Annotated in this window: 14 protein-coding genes and 1 tRNA gene; 7 read left to right on the plus strand and 8 right to left on the minus strand. The window is 45.4% G+C overall.

Annotated features, from left to right (window positions below):
• Window positions 1-27 precede the first annotated feature (27 nt).
• The 4 genes from CLV59_RS19860 to CLV59_RS19875 all read right to left on the minus strand — a co-directional run bounded on the left by CLV59_RS19860 (window position 28) and on the right by CLV59_RS19875 (window position 2718).
• The gene (locus CLV59_RS19860) at window positions 28-741 is read right to left on the minus strand and encodes a ferritin-like domain-containing protein (RefSeq protein WP_111593808.1); all 714 of its coding nucleotides are present in this window, start codon (window positions 739-741) and stop codon (window positions 28-30) included.
• Window positions 742-984: 243 nt separating this feature from the next.
• Window positions 985-1797 carry an anti-sigma factor gene (locus CLV59_RS19865; protein WP_111593809.1) on the minus strand — a complete coding sequence of 271 codons (813 nt, stop codon included), beginning with the start codon at window positions 1795-1797 and terminating at the stop codon, window positions 985-987.
• A gap of 1 nt (window position 1798) precedes the next feature.
• Window positions 1799-2305 carry an RNA polymerase sigma factor gene (locus CLV59_RS19870; RefSeq protein ID WP_262511906.1) on the minus strand — a complete coding sequence of 169 codons (507 nt, stop codon included), beginning with the start codon at window positions 2303-2305 and terminating at the stop codon, window positions 1799-1801.
• Between the two features lie 339 nt (window positions 2306-2644).
• Window positions 2645-2718: transfer RNA gene (locus CLV59_RS19875), tRNA-Arg, on the minus strand.
• 126 nt (window positions 2719-2844) lie between these two features.
• Between CLV59_RS19875 and CLV59_RS19880 the strand changes: the two genes are divergently transcribed.
• Window positions 2845-3318 carry a 23S rRNA (pseudouridine(1915)-N(3))-methyltransferase RlmH gene (locus CLV59_RS19880; protein ID WP_111593811.1) on the plus strand — a complete coding sequence of 158 codons (474 nt, stop codon included), beginning with the start codon at window positions 2845-2847 and terminating at the stop codon, window positions 3316-3318.
• A gap of 29 nt (window positions 3319-3347) precedes the next feature.
• Window positions 3348-3959, plus strand: a complete 612-nt coding sequence (locus tag CLV59_RS19885) for a rhomboid family intramembrane serine protease (protein ID WP_111593812.1) — start codon at window positions 3348-3350, stop codon at window positions 3957-3959.
• 56 nt (window positions 3960-4015) lie between these two features.
• Here CLV59_RS19885 and tilS read toward each other — a convergent pair whose 3' ends face one another.
• Together tilS and CLV59_RS19895 are read right to left on the minus strand one after the other, a co-directional pair.
• On the minus strand, window positions 4016-5350 hold the full coding sequence (tilS, locus tag CLV59_RS19890; RefSeq protein WP_111593813.1) for a tRNA lysidine(34) synthetase TilS: 1335 nt from the start codon (window positions 5348-5350) through the stop codon (window positions 4016-4018).
• Window positions 5351-5365: 15 nt separating this feature from the next.
• A complete protein-coding gene (locus tag CLV59_RS19895; protein ID WP_111593814.1) occupies window positions 5366-5677 on the minus strand; it encodes a tetratricopeptide repeat protein in 312 nt (103 codons plus the stop codon).
• A gap of 169 nt (window positions 5678-5846) precedes the next feature.
• Here CLV59_RS19895 and CLV59_RS19900 point away from each other — a divergent pair, with 169 nt between their 5' ends.
• The 4 genes from CLV59_RS19900 to ispE all read left to right on the plus strand — a co-directional run bounded on the left by CLV59_RS19900 (window position 5847) and on the right by ispE (window position 9279).
• Entirely contained in the window at window positions 5847-6587 is a 741-nt protein-coding gene (locus CLV59_RS19900) for an electron transfer flavoprotein subunit beta/FixA family protein (protein ID WP_111593815.1), read from the plus strand.
• 46 nt (window positions 6588-6633) lie between these two features.
• Window positions 6634-7608 (plus strand): electron transfer flavoprotein subunit alpha/FixB family protein, encoded by a 975-nt coding sequence (locus CLV59_RS19905; RefSeq protein ID WP_111593816.1) that lies wholly within the window; start codon window positions 6634-6636, stop codon window positions 7606-7608.
• A 188-nt stretch (window positions 7609-7796) separates the two neighbouring features.
• Window positions 7797-8396: a bifunctional nuclease family protein gene (locus CLV59_RS19910; RefSeq protein WP_111593817.1), complete on the plus strand. Its 600-nt coding sequence runs from the start codon at window positions 7797-7799 to the stop codon at window positions 8394-8396.
• A 58-nt stretch (window positions 8397-8454) separates the two neighbouring features.
• Window positions 8455-9279: a 4-(cytidine 5'-diphospho)-2-C-methyl-D-erythritol kinase gene (gene ispE / locus CLV59_RS19915; protein ID WP_245950907.1), complete on the plus strand. Its 825-nt coding sequence runs from the start codon at window positions 8455-8457 to the stop codon at window positions 9277-9279.
• 127 nt (window positions 9280-9406) lie between these two features.
• Here the strand turns inward: ispE and rplT are convergent, their stop codons facing one another.
• Together rplT and rpmI are read right to left on the minus strand one after the other, a co-directional pair.
• Complete coding sequence (gene rplT, locus CLV59_RS19920) at window positions 9407-9751, minus strand: 50S ribosomal protein L20 (protein WP_111593818.1); 345 nt, start codon at window positions 9749-9751, stop codon at window positions 9407-9409.
• Window positions 9752-9797: 46 nt separating this feature from the next.
• The gene (gene rpmI / locus CLV59_RS19925; protein WP_073087562.1) at window positions 9798-9995 is read right to left on the minus strand and encodes a 50S ribosomal protein L35; all 198 of its coding nucleotides are present in this window, start codon (window positions 9993-9995) and stop codon (window positions 9798-9800) included.
• Window positions 9996-10422: 427 nt separating this feature from the next.
• On the opposite strand from rpmI, the gene CLV59_RS19930 reads away from it, so the two are divergent.
• A partial coding sequence (locus tag CLV59_RS19930) for a hypothetical protein (RefSeq protein ID WP_146616251.1) occupies window positions 10423-20318 on the plus strand: 9896 nt, incomplete at its 3' end.

A 20318-nucleotide genomic window follows, 5' to 3' on the forward strand; every position in this document is an offset into this window, starting at 1 on the left:
GTCTGTTTATTTATAGATGAAGAAATATCATTTTACAGGCAGGTTTCCACCATATAATGTAGACTGCAGATATGTTTTAGCTGTATTCAGTACATCAATGGGTTTGTTTATTAAATCCAGACCATTGGCATCCACCGCAGTGTTATCAGCAAATGAGCCATTGGAAATCAGGTCCCTTAAATAGGCGGCATGACGGGCTTCCACAGATACAATTTTTCCCGCCAGCAGGAGATAATCAGCATTCGTTAATAATTGTCCAGCTCCATTATATGCGGACACTCCCAGATCTTCGAAAGCCTTGGCAGTAGCGAGTACATTGTCTCTGCTACTAAAATTGATAGAAGAAAAATTTACCTGCAGACTAGGTATCGCCTTTGCACCCAACACTGCTTTATAAAACTCGCGATGGGCTATTTCATGATCCCGTATATCGGTTAACAATGACTGCTCTGCACTGCTAATGCCACTATACGGAGTAGAGATGACCTGCGTATAAAAGGCTGCTTCTAATTGTTCCAATGCATAAGCATAATTGAGTACCCCAATATCTCCTGAACCTAAATCAATACTACCGGGAGGAGCTCCATTGTTGTTCTTGTCTTTCCTGCATGCTGCCAGCACAGCAGCACCGCCACCAACCATCCCTAAGTAGGATAGAAATTTCCGGCGCCCCAGGTGATTAGCGGGCAGTACATCCCCTGTATTGCCAGTGTCTGGCAAATTTGTTTTCATGTGATTCATAACAATTCAATTTGATTACATGGATCTTTTCAATTGCTGAAACATGCTGTCTGGGTTAAGCCGGCTTAAAGAAATGATAATTGTGATCAGCGTTTCATATACGGGTAGTTTTAATGAAAAGTTTGGGTAGGTATTAATTTTCAAAAAAAAATTTCACCGTAACATCTCATAAAAAAAGCCGCTTCTACTTAACTGTAGAAACGGCTTTAACTACTGCAACTGACAATTAGGAAAACATTCTTCTCATGAGTTTATCTTACCAAAAACATACATCTGGTCAAGGGTTGGAGTAGCACTTCCACCAGCATTTTCTAATGTTACTGCAAATGCTTGTGCATCCTTAACGGACTTTAACTGCATAATAACGCCTTCGTCATTTGTCAACATGCCTGCATCAACAGGTTTTCCATTCACAATGGCCCATAACTGGTATTGCCTACCTTCTGGCGCTTTAGGCAACCTGTTTGCCAACAGATATACATCTTTTGTTTTAACATTCCAGTATACGGTTATGAGGTTGCTTTCTTTTCCAGGTACTCCCCTCATCAATATTTTCTGTACCGATGAATCAGACATTTGTTGAATATCCCGATACATGGCGGATAATCGGGTTTGATACACCTGGTTTTCCGCCAGCATTTTATGTTGATCAGTCAGCAGCGCTATGTATCCTTTAGCGACCTGTTTATATTGATAATACAAGTAAATATTAGCGCCTGCACTGACGATCAGTAACGCCAGTGAAGCTGCTGCAAGGTATCGAAAGACCGGTTTATTACGTTTGGGAGATAGAACGGATGGTTGGAGCGGCAGCGAATCAGAGGAGGTCATTTCATTTTCTAAGCTAGAAAATATGCTTTCTCTGATATTATCGGCAGCAGGAATGGCCTGCGAACCGGCGGTCTTATACAGCCACCTTTCGCATTCACTGATAGCAGCTGCGATTTCAGGATGGTCCCGGCGGAGACCTTCGAGTTCAGCCACCTCCTGTGCATCGGCTATGCCCAATACATAGCTCTCAATGATACCGCTTTCTATGTATGCCTGTATATCCACTTTAAAAATTAATCTCTTTTCTTAATTGCAACAAGGCTGCTCTGAGTCTGGTTTTGACTGTACCCAAAGGGATGCCTACTATCTTCGCTATTTCTTCCTGTTTATACCCTTCGAAGTAGGATAATTCCACCACAGCCCGATACTCTGGTTTTAAGACTTTCACCATTTTTCGCAACCCCAAATCCTCTTGCTGCTGCTGCGCTTTATCCGGTAGTTGAATGTCATTATCGGTCAGGGATTTATTGGTTCTGCTATGCTGCCATGCCTTACTACGGACCATATCAATAGCTGTACTCCTCGCAATATTGTGCATCCAGGTGAATAGCCTTCCCCGCGAAACATCATAATGATCGATCTGTTTCCATATCTTCATAAATACTTCCTGCAAAACATCTCCTGACACAGTTGCGTCTATAACAATACTCATGATGACTCCGTTTAAAGCAGCGGAATAATTATCATACAGGTATTGAAATGCTACCTGGTTCCGATGCTTCAGTAGTAGCACCAGCTCTTGCTCAGTATATGTCTTTGGAAAATTCAACAATCAAATAATAATCGAATACCTTTCATATACGAGCGGAATTTCCATAAAGTTTGGGGGCGCAAAAAAATGTAAAATATTATCCTGCATTCAAGCAGTTGTTGCTTTCTATTTTTACCTGTAAATTAATGGTGGAGGAAGAATAACAGTTGTGTTTCGGGAGATACGTGTCTTCCGAAAATTATTATTTACTACAACATTGCGAAAGATCGCATTAAACCCTGCTATTAGGAAATTTGGAGAGAAGTAATGCTTCAAGGACATAAAAAAAGAGTTGCCTCATATCGAAGCAACTCTTTGTTGTGACCGCGTCAGGATTCAAACCTGAAACCTTCTGATCCGTAGTCAGATGCTCTATTCAGTTGAGCTACGCAGCCATTCCATTTGTGATGGGAATGCAAAGGTAGATTATTTTTTCAATCTACCAAATTTCCAGGCAAATTTTTTCTGTAATTTTCTGATTTACACGTACTTTTACCATCATCATTAAATAAATTTAACAAGTGAAGGTACAACTCTGGAGCATAGGAAAAGAGCATGATCCCTATATCAGGGATGGGATGGCGGTATTTCAGAAACGATTACAGCATTATGTGGACTTCGAGGTAAAACTGATACCAACGGTGAAACAGGCAGCCAGTTTATCTGTGCCGGAGTTGAAAAAACAGGAAGCGAAAATCATTCTGGATATGCTTCAGCCAACGGATTATCTGCTGGCACTGGATGAAAAGGGCAAAATGATGACTACTGTACAGTTCTCGGATTTCATCCAGCAGCGGACAAATGCAGGCACCCGTCAGCTCGTGATCCTGATCGGCGGCGCTTTTGGGATTGATCAATCGGTGCTCCAAAGGGCACAAATGACGATGTCCCTCTCTCCTCTTACGTTTCCGCATCAATTGGTGCGACTCATCTTCACGGAGCAATTATATCGTGCCTATACGGTATTGAACCGTGAAAAATATCATCATCAATAATTACATTTGTCTAATAACCCGGAAGGTCTATGTCTACTACCCTGATACTGATTATTATTACTTGTGCGGTCTCTATTACTGCATTCAGCAATCATTCCCAATGGGATAAAATGAGCATGCAGCCGTATATGGTAAAACGTCATAACCAATGGTATCGCTTTATTACAGCGGGATTCCTGCATGGCGATTATGGTCATCTCTTTTTTAATATGCTGACGTTGTATTTCTTTGGTAAGAATACAGAATTCCTGCTTTATGCCCTGACTGGCACCAAACTGGGCTATGTGTTGTTTTATCTGCTGGGAATTATTGCAGGTAACATTCCTGCTTACTTCAAACATCAGAATGACAGCAACTATGTGGCTATTGGCGCCAGTGGTGCGGTTTCAGCGGTGCTTTTCAGCAATATCCTGATGGCGCCATGGGAAAAAATCTATCTCTATTTTGCGATTGGAATTCCGGCAGTGGTGTATGCTATTTTATTTCTTATTTACTCCAGTTACATGTCTAAAAAAGGAATGGATAATATTGGGCATGATGCACATATCTGGGGCGCGATATTTGGGTTTGTAGCCCCGATATTCCTTCGTCCGGAACTGTTGCAGATGTTCATCCAGTCTGTAGTTTCCTTCGGAAGATAGGATACTGATAAAAGGAAAAAGGGGAAAGACTTCAATAGTGAGTCTTTCCCCTTTTTTTATTTGGTGCGTTGTATAGAAAGTATTTTTTCAGTAGACGGCAGCATTTTGACCCTGTCATCTATTCTCATTCCAATGACCCAGATAATTCTCTTCTGCGACTCCAGTACCCATACCTGTTCTTTTTCAGGCAGCGATAGTTTCTGATCGATAAAGAATCTGCTCAGTTTCTTTTTCTTGCGCATACCCAGTGGATAGAAATAATCGCCTTGTTTCCACTTTCGCAAAATGACAGGAAAATGCACCTGTGAGGCGTCCATCCAGGCGATATCGGCGGATTGTGGGATGGTACCGTTGGGTTCTTGCAGGCGAAGTTGCAGTTGTCCGCCTGCAAAATGCACATGGCCCTGGTCTTCGCTGATTACAATAACTGGGGCATTGTCTTCCTGCAGCGCTGTAATCAGCAGCCATGCCCTGTTACGAATAATGCGATGGGTCGCTGTTTCCACGAATTTGCCTGACTCGCTGTCGAGCAATCCAAGTACCTGTGGTAACTGAGCGGAAGAGCAACCGAACTCCCGGAATATTTCCCAGGCAATGGTTTGCAGGGGAACCGCCTTTTTCATTTTCAGTACGGGGATCATCCAATTGTCGCCGGATTTTGACAGCAACGCTTTGCGATGACGCTGTAATGCTTCCTGGTAAAGGATTTCCGCCTCTTTCATTTTCTCTATACTTGCCGCCATATTTTTCACGGCAGCAGGCATGCTTTCCTGCATAACGGGAATCACATGATGACGGAAGAAATTACGTGTATACTTATCCGTTGCATTGGAGCTGTCTTCCACATAGGAAAGCTGTCGGCGTACCGCCCAGGCAATAAGCGTATCTTTTTCTGCAAACAGCAGCGGGCGGATGATCTTATCTGTTTTGGGGAGAATGCCATGCAAACCGGCGATGCCAGTGCCTTTCACGAAATTCATGAGGGCTGTTTCCACGCTGTCCTGCAGATGATGGGCGGTGGCAATATAGGCGTAACCGTTAGTTGCACGGATTTCTTCCAGCCATTGGTACCGGAGTTCCCGGGCAGCAATCTGGATCGACACTTTATGGGTAGCTGCATATTCTGTAGTGTCGAAGCGTACTTCATGGAGGGGTAGTTCGAGCTTAGCGGCCAGTTCTTTGACGAAGGTTTCGTCTCTGACGGATTCTTCATCGCGGAGTTGGAAGTTACAGTGTGCGATACCTGCCGGGAGGCCAGCTTCTTTGAACAAGCAGGCCATTACCATGGAGTCGACCCCGCCGCTGACAGCGAGCAGAATTTTCTGAGAGGGATCGAACAGCAGGTGTTCTTTTATGAAGTTGAGAAAGTTATTCAGCAATTGATGCGGCATTATTCTGGAATTGGATTAGTAAACCAGGTCTTCGTAAGCAGACTGGAGTTCATTGTAAGTATGTCGTTCATTGGCAGCTTTTGCCATGGTCATTCCTTTTTCATAGGTACTGATAGCAGCTTGCGTATCTCCTACTCTTTCCAGCAGTTTACCCAGATGATAATAGGAACCGGTGTATCCTGGTTCATGGGCCAGCAGTTCTTCAAATAGTTTCCTGGCGGTAATGTCGTCTCCCAGTTTGATGTATTCCAGGGCCAGGGCATGTTTCAGAAAGCTGTCATTCGGACTACTTTCCAGGAACTGCTTTAGCTGTGCGATTCTGTCCATCCTGCTTTTAATATTTATAAAGTTCTGTAAATCAGGTCAGAAGCATGATACATTATCATTTTTAAACATACTACAAACTGATTAAAATCATCTGAGGCCTTGGCGTTTCGCTTATATTATTTAAATATATTTGCTGATACCGCATTATTAAACAAAACAGTTTACGGCCATGAAGATTTTAGTTTGTATCAGTAAAACTCCGGACACGACTGCAAAAATAGCTTTCACGGACAATAACACGAAATTCAATGAAGCTGGGGTCCAGTTTATCATTAACCCATACGACGAATGGTATGCCCTGGTAAGAGCCCTGGAGTTAAAAGAGACCATAGGAGCGGATGTTCATCTGATTACAGTAGGAGGCGCCGATTGCGATCCCATTATTCGGAAAGCGCTGGCATTAGGCGGTGATGAGGCATTCAGAGTAAACGCCAATAGTGCAGATAGTTTTTATATCGCATCGCAGATAGCGGCACATGCCCAGTCCAAACAATACGATCTTATATTTACCGGTAAGGAAACCATTGATTTCAATGGTAGTGGCATTGGCGGTATGGTAGCGGAATTACTGGAACTTCCATATGTATCCATTGCGGCCAAATTTGACCTGAATGGCACTAAAGCTACTATCAATCGTGAGATTGAAGGTGGAGAAGAAGTATGTGAGGTCTCATTGCCAGTAGTGGTGTCTTGTCAGAAGGGAATGGCAGAAGCGCGTATTCCGAACATGCGTGGAATTATGGCGGCTAAAACCAAACCATTGACAGTAGTTGAACCAGTAGAAGCGGCTACACTGACCAGCGTGGTGAGCTTTGAGCTGCCTCCGGCCAAAAGCGGCGTGAAGCTGATCAGTCCTGATAACGTAGACGAACTGGTTAAATTACTCCACGACGAAGCGAAAGTGATCTAATGGTGATCACCGGTACAACATTACTCCACATCAAATTTTGTAACTCATGTCAGTATTAATATTTGCAGATCAGGCAGAAGGTAAAATTAAAAAGGCAGCGCTGGAAGCGATTTCCTATGGCGCAAAGGTAGCGGCACAACTGGGTACTACCGCAACCGCTCTTGTATTGGGTGCGGCAGACCAGGCGGAATTGGCGGCACTGGGTAATTATGGCGCCACTAAAGTATTACATGCAGCGGATGCACGTCTGCATGAAGTAGAAACGACTGTGTATACCAAGGTAGCAGCAGCAGCGGCAGAACAGGAAAATGCGGTGGTGATCATCTTCCCACATAACTTTGATGGAAAGGCAATTGCCCCTCGTTTATCAGCGCGACTGAAAGCGGGACTGGTAGCTGGCGCGATTTCATACCCTGATACCAGCAATGGTTTCGTAGTGAAGAAAAGCGTGTTTTCCGGAAAGGCATTTGCGAATGTCAACATCACTTCTGAAAAGAAAATTATATCTATCATACCGAATACCTTCCCTGTTGCCACTGGCAATGGTACAGCAGCAGTGGAAGCATTTTCACCGGCGATCAATGATGCCGATTTCAAAGTGAAGGTAGTGCAGACGAATACCCTCAGTGGCGAAATTCCATTGACAGAAGCGGAAATCATCGTTTCTGGCGGTCGTGGTCTGAAAGGTCCTGAAAACTGGGGTATCGTAGAAAATCTGGCGCATGCCCTCGGCGCGGCCACTGCTAGTAGTCGCCCTGTTGCTGATGCCGGCTGGCGTCCGCACCACGAGCATGTTGGCCAGACAGGTCTGACTGTACGTCCAAACCTTTACATTGCCATTGGTATTTCCGGCGCTATCCAGCATCTGGCTGGAGTAAATGGTAGCAAGGTGATTGTGGTGATCAACAAGGATCCTGAAGCGCCATTCTTCAAAGCAGCCGATTATGGTATTGTAGGCGATGCGTTTGAAGTAGTTCCTAAATTGACAGAAGCAGTCAAAAAATATAAAGGCCTGAACTAAGGTTTTAACAGTCATTTTTGTATGGAGATAATCAACCGCAGTTGCGATGCATTATCTCCATACAATTTTGCAGATGTACCCCAAATATTGATAATATGCCCCGTTATCATTATAGTTTTTTTTTAGATAAGGAATTATTTTCTAACTTCACACTCTTATAAAACCTTCAGCGACAACGCGAGACAGATATGAGAAAAATAGAACTGGAAATAGTTGCTTTATCGCACAGCATTACGCAGACTCATTCATATGCCGTAGTATTGGGAGAGGTAAATGGCCTTCGCCGTTTGCCTATAGTTATTGGCGGTTTTGAAGCGCAGGCAATAGCTGTAGCACTGGAAAAGATGCAACCCAGCCGTCCACTCACCCACGATCTGATGAAGAACTTCATGAATGCGTTTAATATAGAGCTGCATGAAGTGGTGATCAGCAACCTTCAGGAAGGTATTTTTTATTCCAAACTCATCTGTTCCAATAACGAGGAAACCATTGAAATAGACTCCCGGACTTCTGATGCATTAGCATTAGCGGTAAGATTCGGTTGTCCGATTTATACCTTCGAAAACATTCTCAATAGTGCCGGTATTCTGCTGGATGATCCTGCCGGCAAGAAAAGTAATAAACCTGTCACTCCTACTATCCAGGAACACGAAAAAGGTGCTGAAGATGATCTGAAAGCGCTTAACCTGGATGAATTGCAGACGTTGCTGCAGGAAGTCCTGGAACAGGAAGATTACATCCGCGCCATTGCCATCCGCGATGAGATTAACAGCCGCAAAAGCAAATAACGAACAACATAATTTTTAGTAATGGGAATCAGCGGGGTACTTGTGTCCGGTTTTCATTATGTCTACTTCTGCCATGGTAGTATTTCCTAACTGCAAGATAAATCTGGGTTTACATATCACGCATAAGCGTGCGGATGGTTTTCATGATCTGGAAACCGTATTTTACCCGGTAGCCCTTACAGATGCGCTGGAAGTGCTCACTGCGGGTGAATTACAGTTTACCGGCAGTGGAATTTCCATTCCGGGCGATAGCGGAGAAAATCTTTGTGTGAGAGCATTCCAGTTGTTACAGCAGGATTTCCCGGCATTACAACCCGTACAGATACATTTACACAAGCATATTCCCATTGGCGCCGGTTTGGGAGGCGGTTCTGCTGATGGCGCTTTCATGTTGCAGTTATTGAACAACAAGTATCAGCTGGGCTTGAGTGAAGCGCAGCTAATCGCCTATGCAGCACAGCTGGGCAGCGATTGTCCGTTTTTCATTTCCAACAAGCCTTGTTTTGCTACAGGCAGAGGAGAAATGCTGGAACCTATTGCCCTTGATTTGTCTGCTTATTCCATGTTATTGGTTTATCCGGGCATTCATGTAAACACAGGTTGGGCTTTTCGTCAGCTGACACCAGCCGTACCGTTATATTCCCTGAAGGAGATGATTCAATTGCCGGTAAGTGAGTGGCGGGGCGTCATTACGAATGATTTTGAGTTGCCGGTGTTTAGCGAATATCCGGTGTTGGCCGAGATCAAAGAAGAGATGTATAGGCAGGGAGCTGTTTATGCGGCGATGAGTGGCAGTGGTTCTGCGATTGTAGGGTTGTTTCCTAAAGCATCGTTACCAGATGTGGAATGGGATAGCAGTTATAAGGTATTTAAGATAAGATAACATTTCAGGAAGATAGGTATCCCCCTTGCGGCAGCGCGAGGGGGATTTTTTATTTTGGGCATAAAAAAAACAGGTGACTCCGTTAAGAAGTCACCTGTTCAGGTATTTTACAGTAAGTAAAGTGATCTTACTTTACAGAAGCAACCAGGCTTTTGAAAGTTTCTGGTTCATTCATAGCCAGGTCAGCCAGAACTTTTCTGTTCAGCTCAATACCTTTACCTGCTAATTTGTTCATGAATACAGAGTAGGTCAGACCTTCTGCTCTTACAGCAGCGTTGATACGAGCGATCCACAGCTGACGGTAATTTCTTTTCTTTAATTTACGACCTACGTAGCTGTAAGTGAGACCTTTCTCAAGGACGTTCTTCGCTACGGTGTAAACATTTTTCCTTTTGCCATAGAAGCCTTTGGCTTGCTTTAAGATCCTTTTTCTGCGGGCTCTTGAAGCTACGGCATTAACTGAACGAGGCATTTTGTCTTGTTTTTCTCAGGTTATAAAATTCGATTTTTTCTGTAGATTAGCGCATGCAAAGCATTCTCTTAACGAGATTCAGGTTTGCTTCGTTAACCAGCGTACTACCTCTCAGGCTACGTTTTCTCTTAGTAGCTTTTTTGGTCAGTAAGTGACTTTTGAAGGCCTTGAACCGCTTAATCTGTCCGTTCCCGCCAACTTTGAAAGTTTTCTTAGCACGGGAATGTGTCTTGAATTTAGGCATCTTACATCAAATTTGGTCTGCAAAGGTAGGGAAAAATATTCAAAAAGCACAGCCCTCCTTAAATTTCTCATTATCCACCCCTCCTGGGGATAAAAATTTTCCAACTTTTTAATATTCTTTAAATAGTTGACTATCAAGAAGGAAACTTCAATTACTGAAGTACTCTAGTCATTTCTATCATATTATAAATATTATCACTTTTTTTATTTTTGCATATTATTGTTAATTTTAATTTTAGTAATGCCATATTTTAGCCATATCGAGTTTAAACACCGATGCCTATGAAAACACTCTACACACCTACCAAACCTTACTGGGAACGACTTCCCAGTACTTTTCATCGATGTAAGCAGTTAAAGCAATTCCAGCATTGACGGGCCATATGACCGCAATTCTGACACATTTTTGATTTAACCGAATTATACCTATGAAAAGATTTCTTACCCTCATATTCCTGATACTGTCCTCCCTGCTGGTACGGACTACCGCACAGGCACAGGTAACCAACGGAGTCAATGGGAAAGCATTCATGAACCTACCAGAAACCGTTTGTGCCGGCAACTTCGCCAGCATGAACGCTTTTATTTGGGGAAGCGGGTACACGAATACAAAGGTAACCTGGACGATCACCAACAGTAGCGGTGGTTCGGGCGGGTATACCATTCTCTATGGCAGCGATGGCAATAACCTGGTCAATCAGGCCCCTGACAACTATAAGATGAACGCCCTGACGTTGCAGTTTAATCTGAAAAACGTTACCTACACCATCTCGGCGAACATAACTTATAAGGACTCGAAAGGAAACACGTCCACACAAACAATCACGAAGCAGATCTTCTCCAAGGATTGTTCCATGGCACAGTGTTATAGGTCAGACCCTAAACTGGGGGCCTCCGACTTTAAGGAAGATTTCGGCACCTTCCCCATCAACGCCGGTCCAAAAGCGTATTCAGACCCTACAGATCCAACTGCTAAGGTGTACTATACGCCAAACATGAACATCTATACCAGTACCTCCGGCGGGAACTTTGATGACAACTCCTATTGTATTTATTGGAATACACAGGTACGTTCGGAATGGATGCGCGTAATGGACCATACACAAAATGGCGTTGCAGGAGTAAGCAACGGCGGTATGCTGGTAGCTAACTCCGCCTATGAAAAAATTGTGTTCTTTGAGAAAACGGTAAAAGTTTGTCCTGGTTCCAGGTACAACTTCAGCGCCTGGTTTCTTAATACCAATACCAGACAAGTATTTAACTCAACTTGTAACCAAGGAAATAGTGACGGTTACCACTATGCCGGCGTAACCTTCCAAATCGTAAGCGCTAAAAATCCAACGCAGATTTTGTCTGAGTTCAAGACCTATGACGTGTCTATGAACCTCGATCCAAACGGAAGACAATGGCTGCAATATGGTGGTACCTTTAAAATTACAACAGATGATAACGCAGTAATTCTTCGAATTAGAAATGACAACCCAGGCGGTTGTGGTAATGACATCGCAATTGATGATATTCAGTTTAACTATTGTCCTCCCGATATCCAGGGCTATGTCGATGGTCTGATTGAAGACCGCGTAACAGAATCCGTTCAGTGTGCCGGCGCTCCGCTGGATCTGACAGCAAACGGAGATGCGATCGCCGCTTATTTCCAGAATCCGGTTTACAGATGGGAGTTTTCCTATGACCAATTAAACTGGTCTCCACTGGCCGACTCCACCGGACTCAATCCAACAACAGGAAAAATTGAAGTAATTCGTTCAGGCAGTAATGGGCCTGTTTTGCATTTTTCACCAGGTGCATTAACAGGGAACCCGCTACAGCCTATCATACGTTACTATCGCTTACGGGTATACGAATATCGTACCGATGGTAAATATGACGGGGATTGCGGAACCCCTTCCTCCGCTATTACTATTACCATCCTTCCTAAACCAATCGTAAAACTGTCGTCCTCACAGGTATGTCAGGGTACAGCGGTCAATCTAACGGTTGCCGGACAGTATACGGAATATGTATGGCAGGAACCAGCAGAGATTGCAGGCAGAAAAGATGAAGCCGTAATCGTTACTCCGATGAAGGATACCAAGTATCTGGCATGGGGTATTGCCCGTTACGGTAATGGACGTGAATGTTATGATACCGGATCTGCATGGATCAAAGTGGACACCCCTGCAATCGTGAAAGTGACAGGCGGACCATTGGAAATTTGCGCAGGAAGCACTCCTGTCAACTTCCAGATCTCGCCAGATAATAATCAATATAAGATTAAGTGGAGCAGCACCTGGCCTGCCACAACTATTCCCGTGAATAGTCCTGCTGGCGATACCACTTATGCCAGCACCACCAACCAACTTAATAATATATATCCATGGCATGTTGGACTGAACTACTTTAAAGCGACAGTAACCAAAGGTACCTGCGTCACGGCAGACTCCCTACCGCTTATGGTATACTCGCAGCCGGTAGCGAAGACCAACTCCAGCAAGATGCAGCAATGTAATCAGGCGCAGTTCACTATGAAAGCGACGGCTCCAACTTCCGACCAGGTCGGTCAGTGGACCTTCATTCGTGGTGTCAGCAATGGAACCAGCACGATTACGAATCCTTCCAGTCCGACGACAACGGTGAACATCACCCCTGCCGGAACTACGGATACGCTTATCTGGACAGTTACCAACAAGGGTAAATCTGACTGTAAAAGCACAGATATGATCATCCTGTTTAACAGTAAGCCACTGACGACTTCTGTTAACCTGACGTCTACAGTTGTCTGCGCAAACAGTGGAGCTATTGTTGATCTTCAGTTAAACGGAACTGTTCCGGTTAATCCTGGAGAAACTGGTAAATGGACCAGCAGTGTTCCTGCGATGGTGACATTTGATGATGATACCAAGTACAACACTACTGCCCATATCGTTGGTCAGACAACTACGACCAATATTACACTCTACTGGACGATCACTAATGGTATCTGTACTCCTGGTAGCACAGGTAGCATGACAGTGAGGGTTAAGGCGCCGCCAACCATCACGATCACAAATACTCCAGTGAAGGCTTGTAATAATGTTCCTTCAGTTGACCTGATGATTACCAACTCCAGCTCTACCATCAGTCAGTATGAAATCAAAACCACTGGCCCTAATGCAATGCCTGGTTTTGCCTATGTAACTGGCGCATGGAACACCAGCTGGGCCAAACTGCCTTTGGCAATACCAGCCAATACCGCTCCGGGCATCTATAATTTTATACTCTCCGTTTGGGAAAATGATGGTACAGGTAGTCCATACGCAGGTTGCCGCAAAGATGTAACCTTCACCGTAGAATTGTCCAAACCATCTACCCCTCCTACCGGACTTACCGTTAGCACTGCCAGCATCTGCGATAAAGGAGATGTACAGCTGACCATCAATGGCGGTGTATTAGGTACTGATCCTTCCGGAAACGCAAATGCGGTATGGAAATGGTACAAAGGTGGATGCGGTACTGCCAATGGCGGCGTACTGGTTACTCCTGATGTAGCAAATGCCGACAACTCCGTAGTTACATTTAAGAATGTTACTGCCACCACCACTTATTATGTAGTGGCGGAAAGCACCGGAAGCTGCGGTAATTCTACCTGCGCATCCACTACTATCACCGTATATAAATCTCCTGTAGCAGCAACAGCCGGTACTGACCAGAAAGTATGTAACCAGACCACCCAATTTACCTTAAATGGTAATACGCCGTCTCCAACCGGTGCAACTGGTACCTGGACCGTTCTCTATGGTAATGCAACGGTAATAACTCCTACAGATCCTAAATCAAAAGTTACGGTACCTGTAGGTGATAGCTCTGTACTCCAATGGGAAATTTCCAATGGAAACTGTGCTACCACAAAAGCAACTGTAACTATCGTAAACTATGCAATTCCTGTACAGGCAGATGCTGGAACAGACCAGAAAGTGTGTGCTCAAGCCACACCTTTCACCCTGAATGCGAATACCCCTTCTCCATCTACAGCAATTGGCAGATGGACAGTGGTATATGGCGCGGCCAACTTTGGTACTTCTTCCATCAATGATCCTAAGGCAAAAGTTACAGTAGCCATAGGCGACAGTGTGGTACTCCGATGGACTATCTCCAACGGTAATTGTGCGACCACTTCCGCTGACGTGCGAATCGTAAACTATGCAAATCCAATCCTGGCTAATGCCGGCACTAACCAAAAAGCTTGTGCCCAAGCCACACCATTTGTACTTAGTGGTAATACGCCATCTCCATCCACAGCTATCGGCAGATGGACAGTAACTTATGGTGCTGCCACTTTCAATACTTCTATTAATAATCCTAACGCCCAGGTAAATGTAGCTGTTGGCGATAGCGTGGTATTCAGATGGACCATCACAAATGGTAACTGTGCTGAGACTTACTCAGAAATGAGCATTGTGAACTACGCGCAGGCAGTAACAGCAAATGCTGGTACAGACCAGAAGGTTTGTGCGCAGAATACGCCATTTACACTGAACGGTAATACTCCTACTCCAGCTACCGCTATCGGCAGATGGACCGTAGTATATGGTACCGCTAACTTCGGTACCTCTTCCATTAATGATCCGAAGGCGAACGTTTCAGTGGCTATCGGTGATAGCGTAGTACTCCGCTGGACAATCACCAACGGTAATTGTGCTACTACTTCATCAGATGTACGCATCGTAAACTATGCGGACGCAATAAAAGCAAATGCAGGTACTAACCTGAAAGCTTGCGCGCAGAATACGCCATTTACGATGAGTGCCAATGCAGCTAGTCCTTCCACCGCTATTGGCAGATGGACGGTTACCTATGGCAGCGCAACCTTCTCTCCTTCTATCAATGATCCTAATGCAAAAGTAACAGTTGCAATAGGTGACAGTGTGGTACTCCGCTGGACTATCACTAACGGCGTTTGTGCTGATTCTTACTCAGAAATCAGTGTTGTAAACTTCGCCCAGGCAGTAACTGCAAATGCAGGTATCGATCAGAAAGCCTGCGCTCAGAATACTGCCTTCACACTGAACGGCAATACCGCTACTCCAGCTACTGCTATCGGTAGATGGACCGTAGTATATGGTGCTGCTAACTTCGGTGCTTCTTCTATCAATGATCCTAAAGCAAAAGTAACAGTAGCTGTAGGCGATAGCGTGGTACTTCGCTGGACCATTACCAACGGCGTATGTGCGGATTCTTACGATGAAATGAGCATCGTGAACTTCGCTGATGCCGTAAAAGCAAATGCTGGTTTAGACCAGAAGGTCTGCGCTCAGGCAACAGCATTCACCCTGGATGGTAATGTTGCTACTCCATCTACCGCTATCGGCAGATGGACCGTAGTATATGGCGCCGCCAACTTCGGTGCTTCTTCTATCAATGATCCTAAAGCGAAAATAAATGTAGCTATCGGCGACAGCGTGGTACTGCGTTGGACCATTACCAATGGCGTATGTGCGGACTCTTATGACGAGGTTAGCATTGTAAACTATGCTAATGTCGTAAAAGCGAACGCCGGCATCGACCAGAAAGCTTGTGCTCAGACTACAGCCTTCACGCTCGACGGTAACACCGCTACCCCAGCTACCGCTATCGGCAGATGGACTGTAGTATATGGTAACGCTAACTTCGGTACCTCTTCAATCAACGATCCTAAAGCGAAAGTAACAGTAGCAGTAGGCGACAGCGTGGTACTCCGTTGGACCATCACTAATGGCGTTTGTGCGGATTCTTACGATGAAATGAGCATCGTGAACTTTGCTGATGCTGTAAAAGCGAATGCAGGTATCGATCAGAAAGCTTGTGCTCAGACTACAGCCTTCACACTGGATGGTAACACCGCTACCCCAGCTACCGCTATCGGCAGATGGACCGTAGTATATGGTACTCCAAACTTTGGTACCTCTTCTATCAATGATCCTAAAGCGAAAATAACAGTAGCAGTAGGCGATAGCGTAGTGCTGCGTTGGACCATTACTAATGGCGTTTGTGCTGACTCTTATGACGAGGTTAGCATTGTAAACTATGCTGATGCTGTAAAAGCGAATGCTGGTATAGATCAGAAAGCTTGTGCTCAAACTACAGCCTTCACGCTCGACGGTAACACCGCTACTCCGGCTACTGCGATCGGCAGATGGACAGTAGTATATGGTGCTGCTAACTTCGGTACTTCTTCTATCAATGATCCTAAAGCGAAAATAAATGTAGCTATCGGCGATAGCGTAGTGCTGCGTTGGACCATTACTAACGGCGTATGTGCGGATTCTTACGATGAAATGAGCATCGTGAACTTCGCTGATGCAGTGAAAGCGAACGCAGGTATCGATCAGAAAGCATGTGCTCAGACGACAGCCTTCACGCTCGACGGTAACACCGCTACTCCTGCTACTGCCATCGGCAGATGGACCGTAGTATATGGTAACGCGAACTTCGGTGCTTCTTCTATCAACGATCCTAAAGCGAAAGTAACAGTAGCAGTAGGCGATAGCGTAGTACTCAGATGGACCATTACTAACGGTGTATGTGCGGATTCTTACGATGAAATGAGCATCGTGAACTTCGCAGACGCAGTAAAAGCGAATGCGGGTATCGACCAGAAAGCTTGCGCTCAGACTACTCCATTCACGCTCGACGGTAACACCGCTACTCCGGCTACCGCTATCGGCAGATGGACCGTAGTATATGGTGCTGCTAACTTTAGTACCTCTTCTATCAATGATCCTAAAGCAAAAATAAATGTAGCGATCGGCGACAGCATAGTGCTGCGTTGGACCATTACTAACGGCGTATGTGCTGACTCCTATGACGAGGTTAGCATTGTAAACTATGCTGATGCAGTAAAAGCAAATGCCGGTATCGATCAGAAAGCCTGCGCTCAGACGACAGCCTTCACACTCGACGGTAACACCGCTACCCCAGCTACTGCGATCGGCAGATGGACCGTAGTATATGGTGCTGCTAACTTCGGTACCTCTTCTATCAACGACCCTAAAGCGAAAGTAACAGTTGCAATAGGTGACAGTGTGGTACTTCGTTGGACCATTACAAACGGCGTATGTGCGGATTCTTACGATGAAATGAGCATCGTGAACTTTGCCGAAGCAGTAAAAGCAAATGCTGGCATCGACCAGAAGGTTTGCGCTCAGGCTACTCCGTTCACGCTCGACGGTAACACCGCGACTCCGGCTACTGCGATCGGCAGATGGACCGTAGTATATGGTGCTGCTAACTTCGGTGCTTCTTCTATCAACGATCCTAAAGCAAAAATAAATGTAGCTATCGGCGACAGCGTAGTGCTGCGTTGGACCATTACTAACGGCGTATGTGCTGACTCTTATGACGAGGTTAGCATTGTAAACTATGCCGAAGCAGTAAAAGCAAATGCTGGTATCGACCAGAAAGCTTGCGCTCAGACTACTCCGTTCACACTCGACGGTAACACCGCTACCCCAGCTACCGCTATCGGCAGATGGACTGTAGTATATGGTGCTGCTAACTTCGGTACTTCTTCTATTAATGATCCTAAAGCTCAGGTGACTGTCGCGGTAGGTGACAGCGTAGTACTCAGATGGACGATCGTAAATGGTAATTGTGCCGATTCTTACGATGAAATGAGCATCGTGAACTTTGCTGATGCTGTAAAAGCGAATGCTGGCATCGACCAGAAAGCTTGCGCTCAGGCTACTCCGTTCACCCTGGATGGTAACACCGCTACTCCAGCTACTGCTATCGGCAGATGGACTGTAGTATATGGTGCCGCTAACTTCGGTACTTCTTCTATCAACGACCCTAAAGCGAAAGTAACAGTAGCAGTAGGTGATAGCGTGGTACTTCGTTGGACCATTACAAACGGCGTATGTGCGGATTCTTACGATGAAATAAGCATCGTGAACTTCGCTGAAGCAGTGAAAGCTAATGCTGGTATCGACCAGAAAGCTTGCGCTCAGGCTACTCCGTTCACCCTGGATGGTAACACCGCTACCCCAGCTACCGCTATCGGCAGATGGACCGTAGTATATGGTAATGCCAACTTCGGTACCTCTTCTATCAATGATCCTAAAGCACAGGTAACTGTAGCAGTAGGCGACAGTGTAGTACTTCGTTGGACCATTACTAACGGCGTATGTGCGGATTCTTACGATGAAATGAGCATCGTGAACTTTGCTGATGCAGTGAAAGCTAATGCTGGCATCGACCAGAAAGCTTGTGCTCAGACGACAGCCTTCACGCTCGACGGTAACACCGCTACTCCAACTACCGCTATCGGCAGATGGACCGTAGTATATGGTGCTGCTAACTTTGGTACCTCTTCTATCAATGATCCTAAAGCACAGGTAACTGTAGCGGTAGGTGACAGTGTAGTACTCAGATGGACCATTACTAACGGCGTATGTGCGGATTCTTACGATGAAATGAGCATCGTGAACTTTGCTGATGCTGTAAAAGCGAATGCAGGTATAGACCAGAAGGTCTGCGCTCAGACTACTCCGTTCACCCTGGATGGTAATACTGCCACTCCGGCTACTGCGATCGGCAGATGGACCGTAGTATATGGTGCTGCTAACTTCGGTACTTCTTCTATCAATGATCCTAAAGCGAAAATAAATGTAGCGATCGGCGACAGCGTAGTACTTCGTTGGACTATTACTAACGGCGTATGTGCGGATTCTTATGATGAGGTTAGCATTGTAAACTATGCTGAAGCAGTAAAAGCAAATGCTGGCATCGACCAGAAAGCTTGCGCTCAGACTACTCCATTTACCCTGGATGGTAACACCGCTACCCCAGCTACCGCTATCGGCAGATGGACAGTAGTATATGGTGCTGCGAACTTTGGTACTTCTTCTATCAACGATCCTAAAGCTCAGGTAACTGTAGCTGTAGGTGACAGCGTAGTACTCAGATGGACGATCGTAAATGGTAATTGTGCCGATTCTTACGATGAAATGAGCATCGTGAACTTTGCTGAAGCTGTGAAAGCTAACGCTGGCATCGACCAGAAAGCTTGCGCTCAGGCGACTCCGTTCACACTCGACGGTAACACCGCTACCCCAGCTACCGCTATCGGCAGATGGACCGTAGTATATGGTGCTGCTAACTTCGGTACCTCTTCTATCAATGATCCTAAAGCACAGGTAACTGTAGCGGTAGGTGACAGCGTAGTACTCAGATGGACAATCGTAAATGGTAATTGTGCAGATTCTTACGATGAAATGAGCATCGTGAACTTTGCTGAAGCTGTGAAAGCTAACGCTGGCATCGACCAGAAAGCTTGCGCTCAGACTACTCCATTTACCCTGGATGGTAACACCGCTACTCCAGCTACCGCTATCGGCAGATGGACTGTAGTATATGGTGCTGCGAACTTCGGTACCTCTTCTATCAATGATCCTAAAGCGAAAGTAACAGTAGCCGTAGGTGATAGCGTAGTACTCAGATGGACGATCGTAAATGGTAATTGTGCGGATACTTACGATGAAATGAGCATCGTGAACTTTGCCGAAGCTGTGAAAGCTAACGCTGGTATCGACCAGAAGGCTTGCGCTCAGGCTACTCCGTTCACACTCGACGGTAACACCGCTACTCCAGCTACTGCTATCGGCAGATGGACCGTAGTATATGGTGCTGCGAACTTCGGTACCTCTTCTATCAACGATCCTAAAGCTCAGGTAACTGTAGCAGTAGGTGACAGTGTGGTACTTCGTTGGACCATTACTAACGGCGTATGTGCGGATACTTACGATGAAATGAGCATCGTGAACTTCGCTGATGCTGTAAAAGCAAATGCTGGAATCGACCAGAAAGCTTGCGCTCAGGCTACTCCGTTCACACTCGACGGTAACACCGCTACTCCAGCTACCGCGATCGGCAGATGGACCGTAGTATATGGTGCTGCTAACTTCGGTACCTCTTCAATCAACGATCCTAAAGCTCAGGTAACTGTAGCCGTAGGTGACAGTGTGGTACTTCGTTGGACCATTACTAACGGCGTATGTGCGGATACTTACGATGAAATGAGCATCGTGAACTTCGCCGAAGCAGTGAAAGCAAATGCTGGCATCGACCAGAAAGCTTGTGCTCAAACTACTCCGTTCACACTCGACGGTAACACCGCTACTCCAGCTACTGCTATCGGCAGATGGACCGTAGTATATGGTGCTGCTAACTTCGGTACTTCTTCTATCAATGATCCTAAAGCTCAGGTAACTGTAGCAGTAGGTGACAGTGTGGTACTCAGATGGACAATCGTAAATGGTAATTGTGCGGATACTTACGATGAGATGAGCATCGTGAACTTTGCCGAAGCAGT

Origin of the sequence: Chitinophaga dinghuensis, from assembly GCF_003259435.1 — a bacterium.
GTDB lineage: Bacteria > Bacteroidota > Bacteroidia > Chitinophagales > Chitinophagaceae > Chitinophaga > Chitinophaga dinghuensis.

Coding starts and splice junctions, on each gene's coding strand:
- CLV59_RS19860 (WP_111593808.1), bottom strand. CDS start 741: ATGAATCACATGAAAACAAATTTGCCAGACACTGGCAATACAGGGGAT.
- CLV59_RS19885 (WP_111593812.1), top strand. CDS start 3,348: ATGTCTACTACCCTGATACTGATTATTATTACTTGTGCGGTCTCTATT.
- tilS (WP_111593813.1), bottom strand. CDS start 5,350: ATGCCGCATCAATTGCTGAATAACTTTCTCAACTTCATAAAAGAACAC.
- CLV59_RS19895 (WP_111593814.1), bottom strand. CDS start 5,677: ATGGACAGAATCGCACAGCTAAAGCAGTTCCTGGAAAGTAGTCCGAAT.
- CLV59_RS19900 (WP_111593815.1), top strand. CDS start 5,847: ATGAAGATTTTAGTTTGTATCAGTAAAACTCCGGACACGACTGCAAAA.
- CLV59_RS19905 (WP_111593816.1), top strand. CDS start 6,634: ATGTCAGTATTAATATTTGCAGATCAGGCAGAAGGTAAAATTAAAAAG.
- CLV59_RS19910 (WP_111593817.1), top strand. CDS start 7,797: ATGAGAAAAATAGAACTGGAAATAGTTGCTTTATCGCACAGCATTACG.
- ispE (WP_245950907.1), top strand. CDS start 8,455: ATGTCTACTTCTGCCATGGTAGTATTTCCTAACTGCAAGATAAATCTG.
- rplT (WP_111593818.1), bottom strand. CDS start 9,751: ATGCCTCGTTCAGTTAATGCCGTAGCTTCAAGAGCCCGCAGAAAAAGG.
- rpmI (WP_073087562.1), bottom strand. CDS start 9,995: ATGCCTAAATTCAAGACACATTCCCGTGCTAAGAAAACTTTCAAAGTT.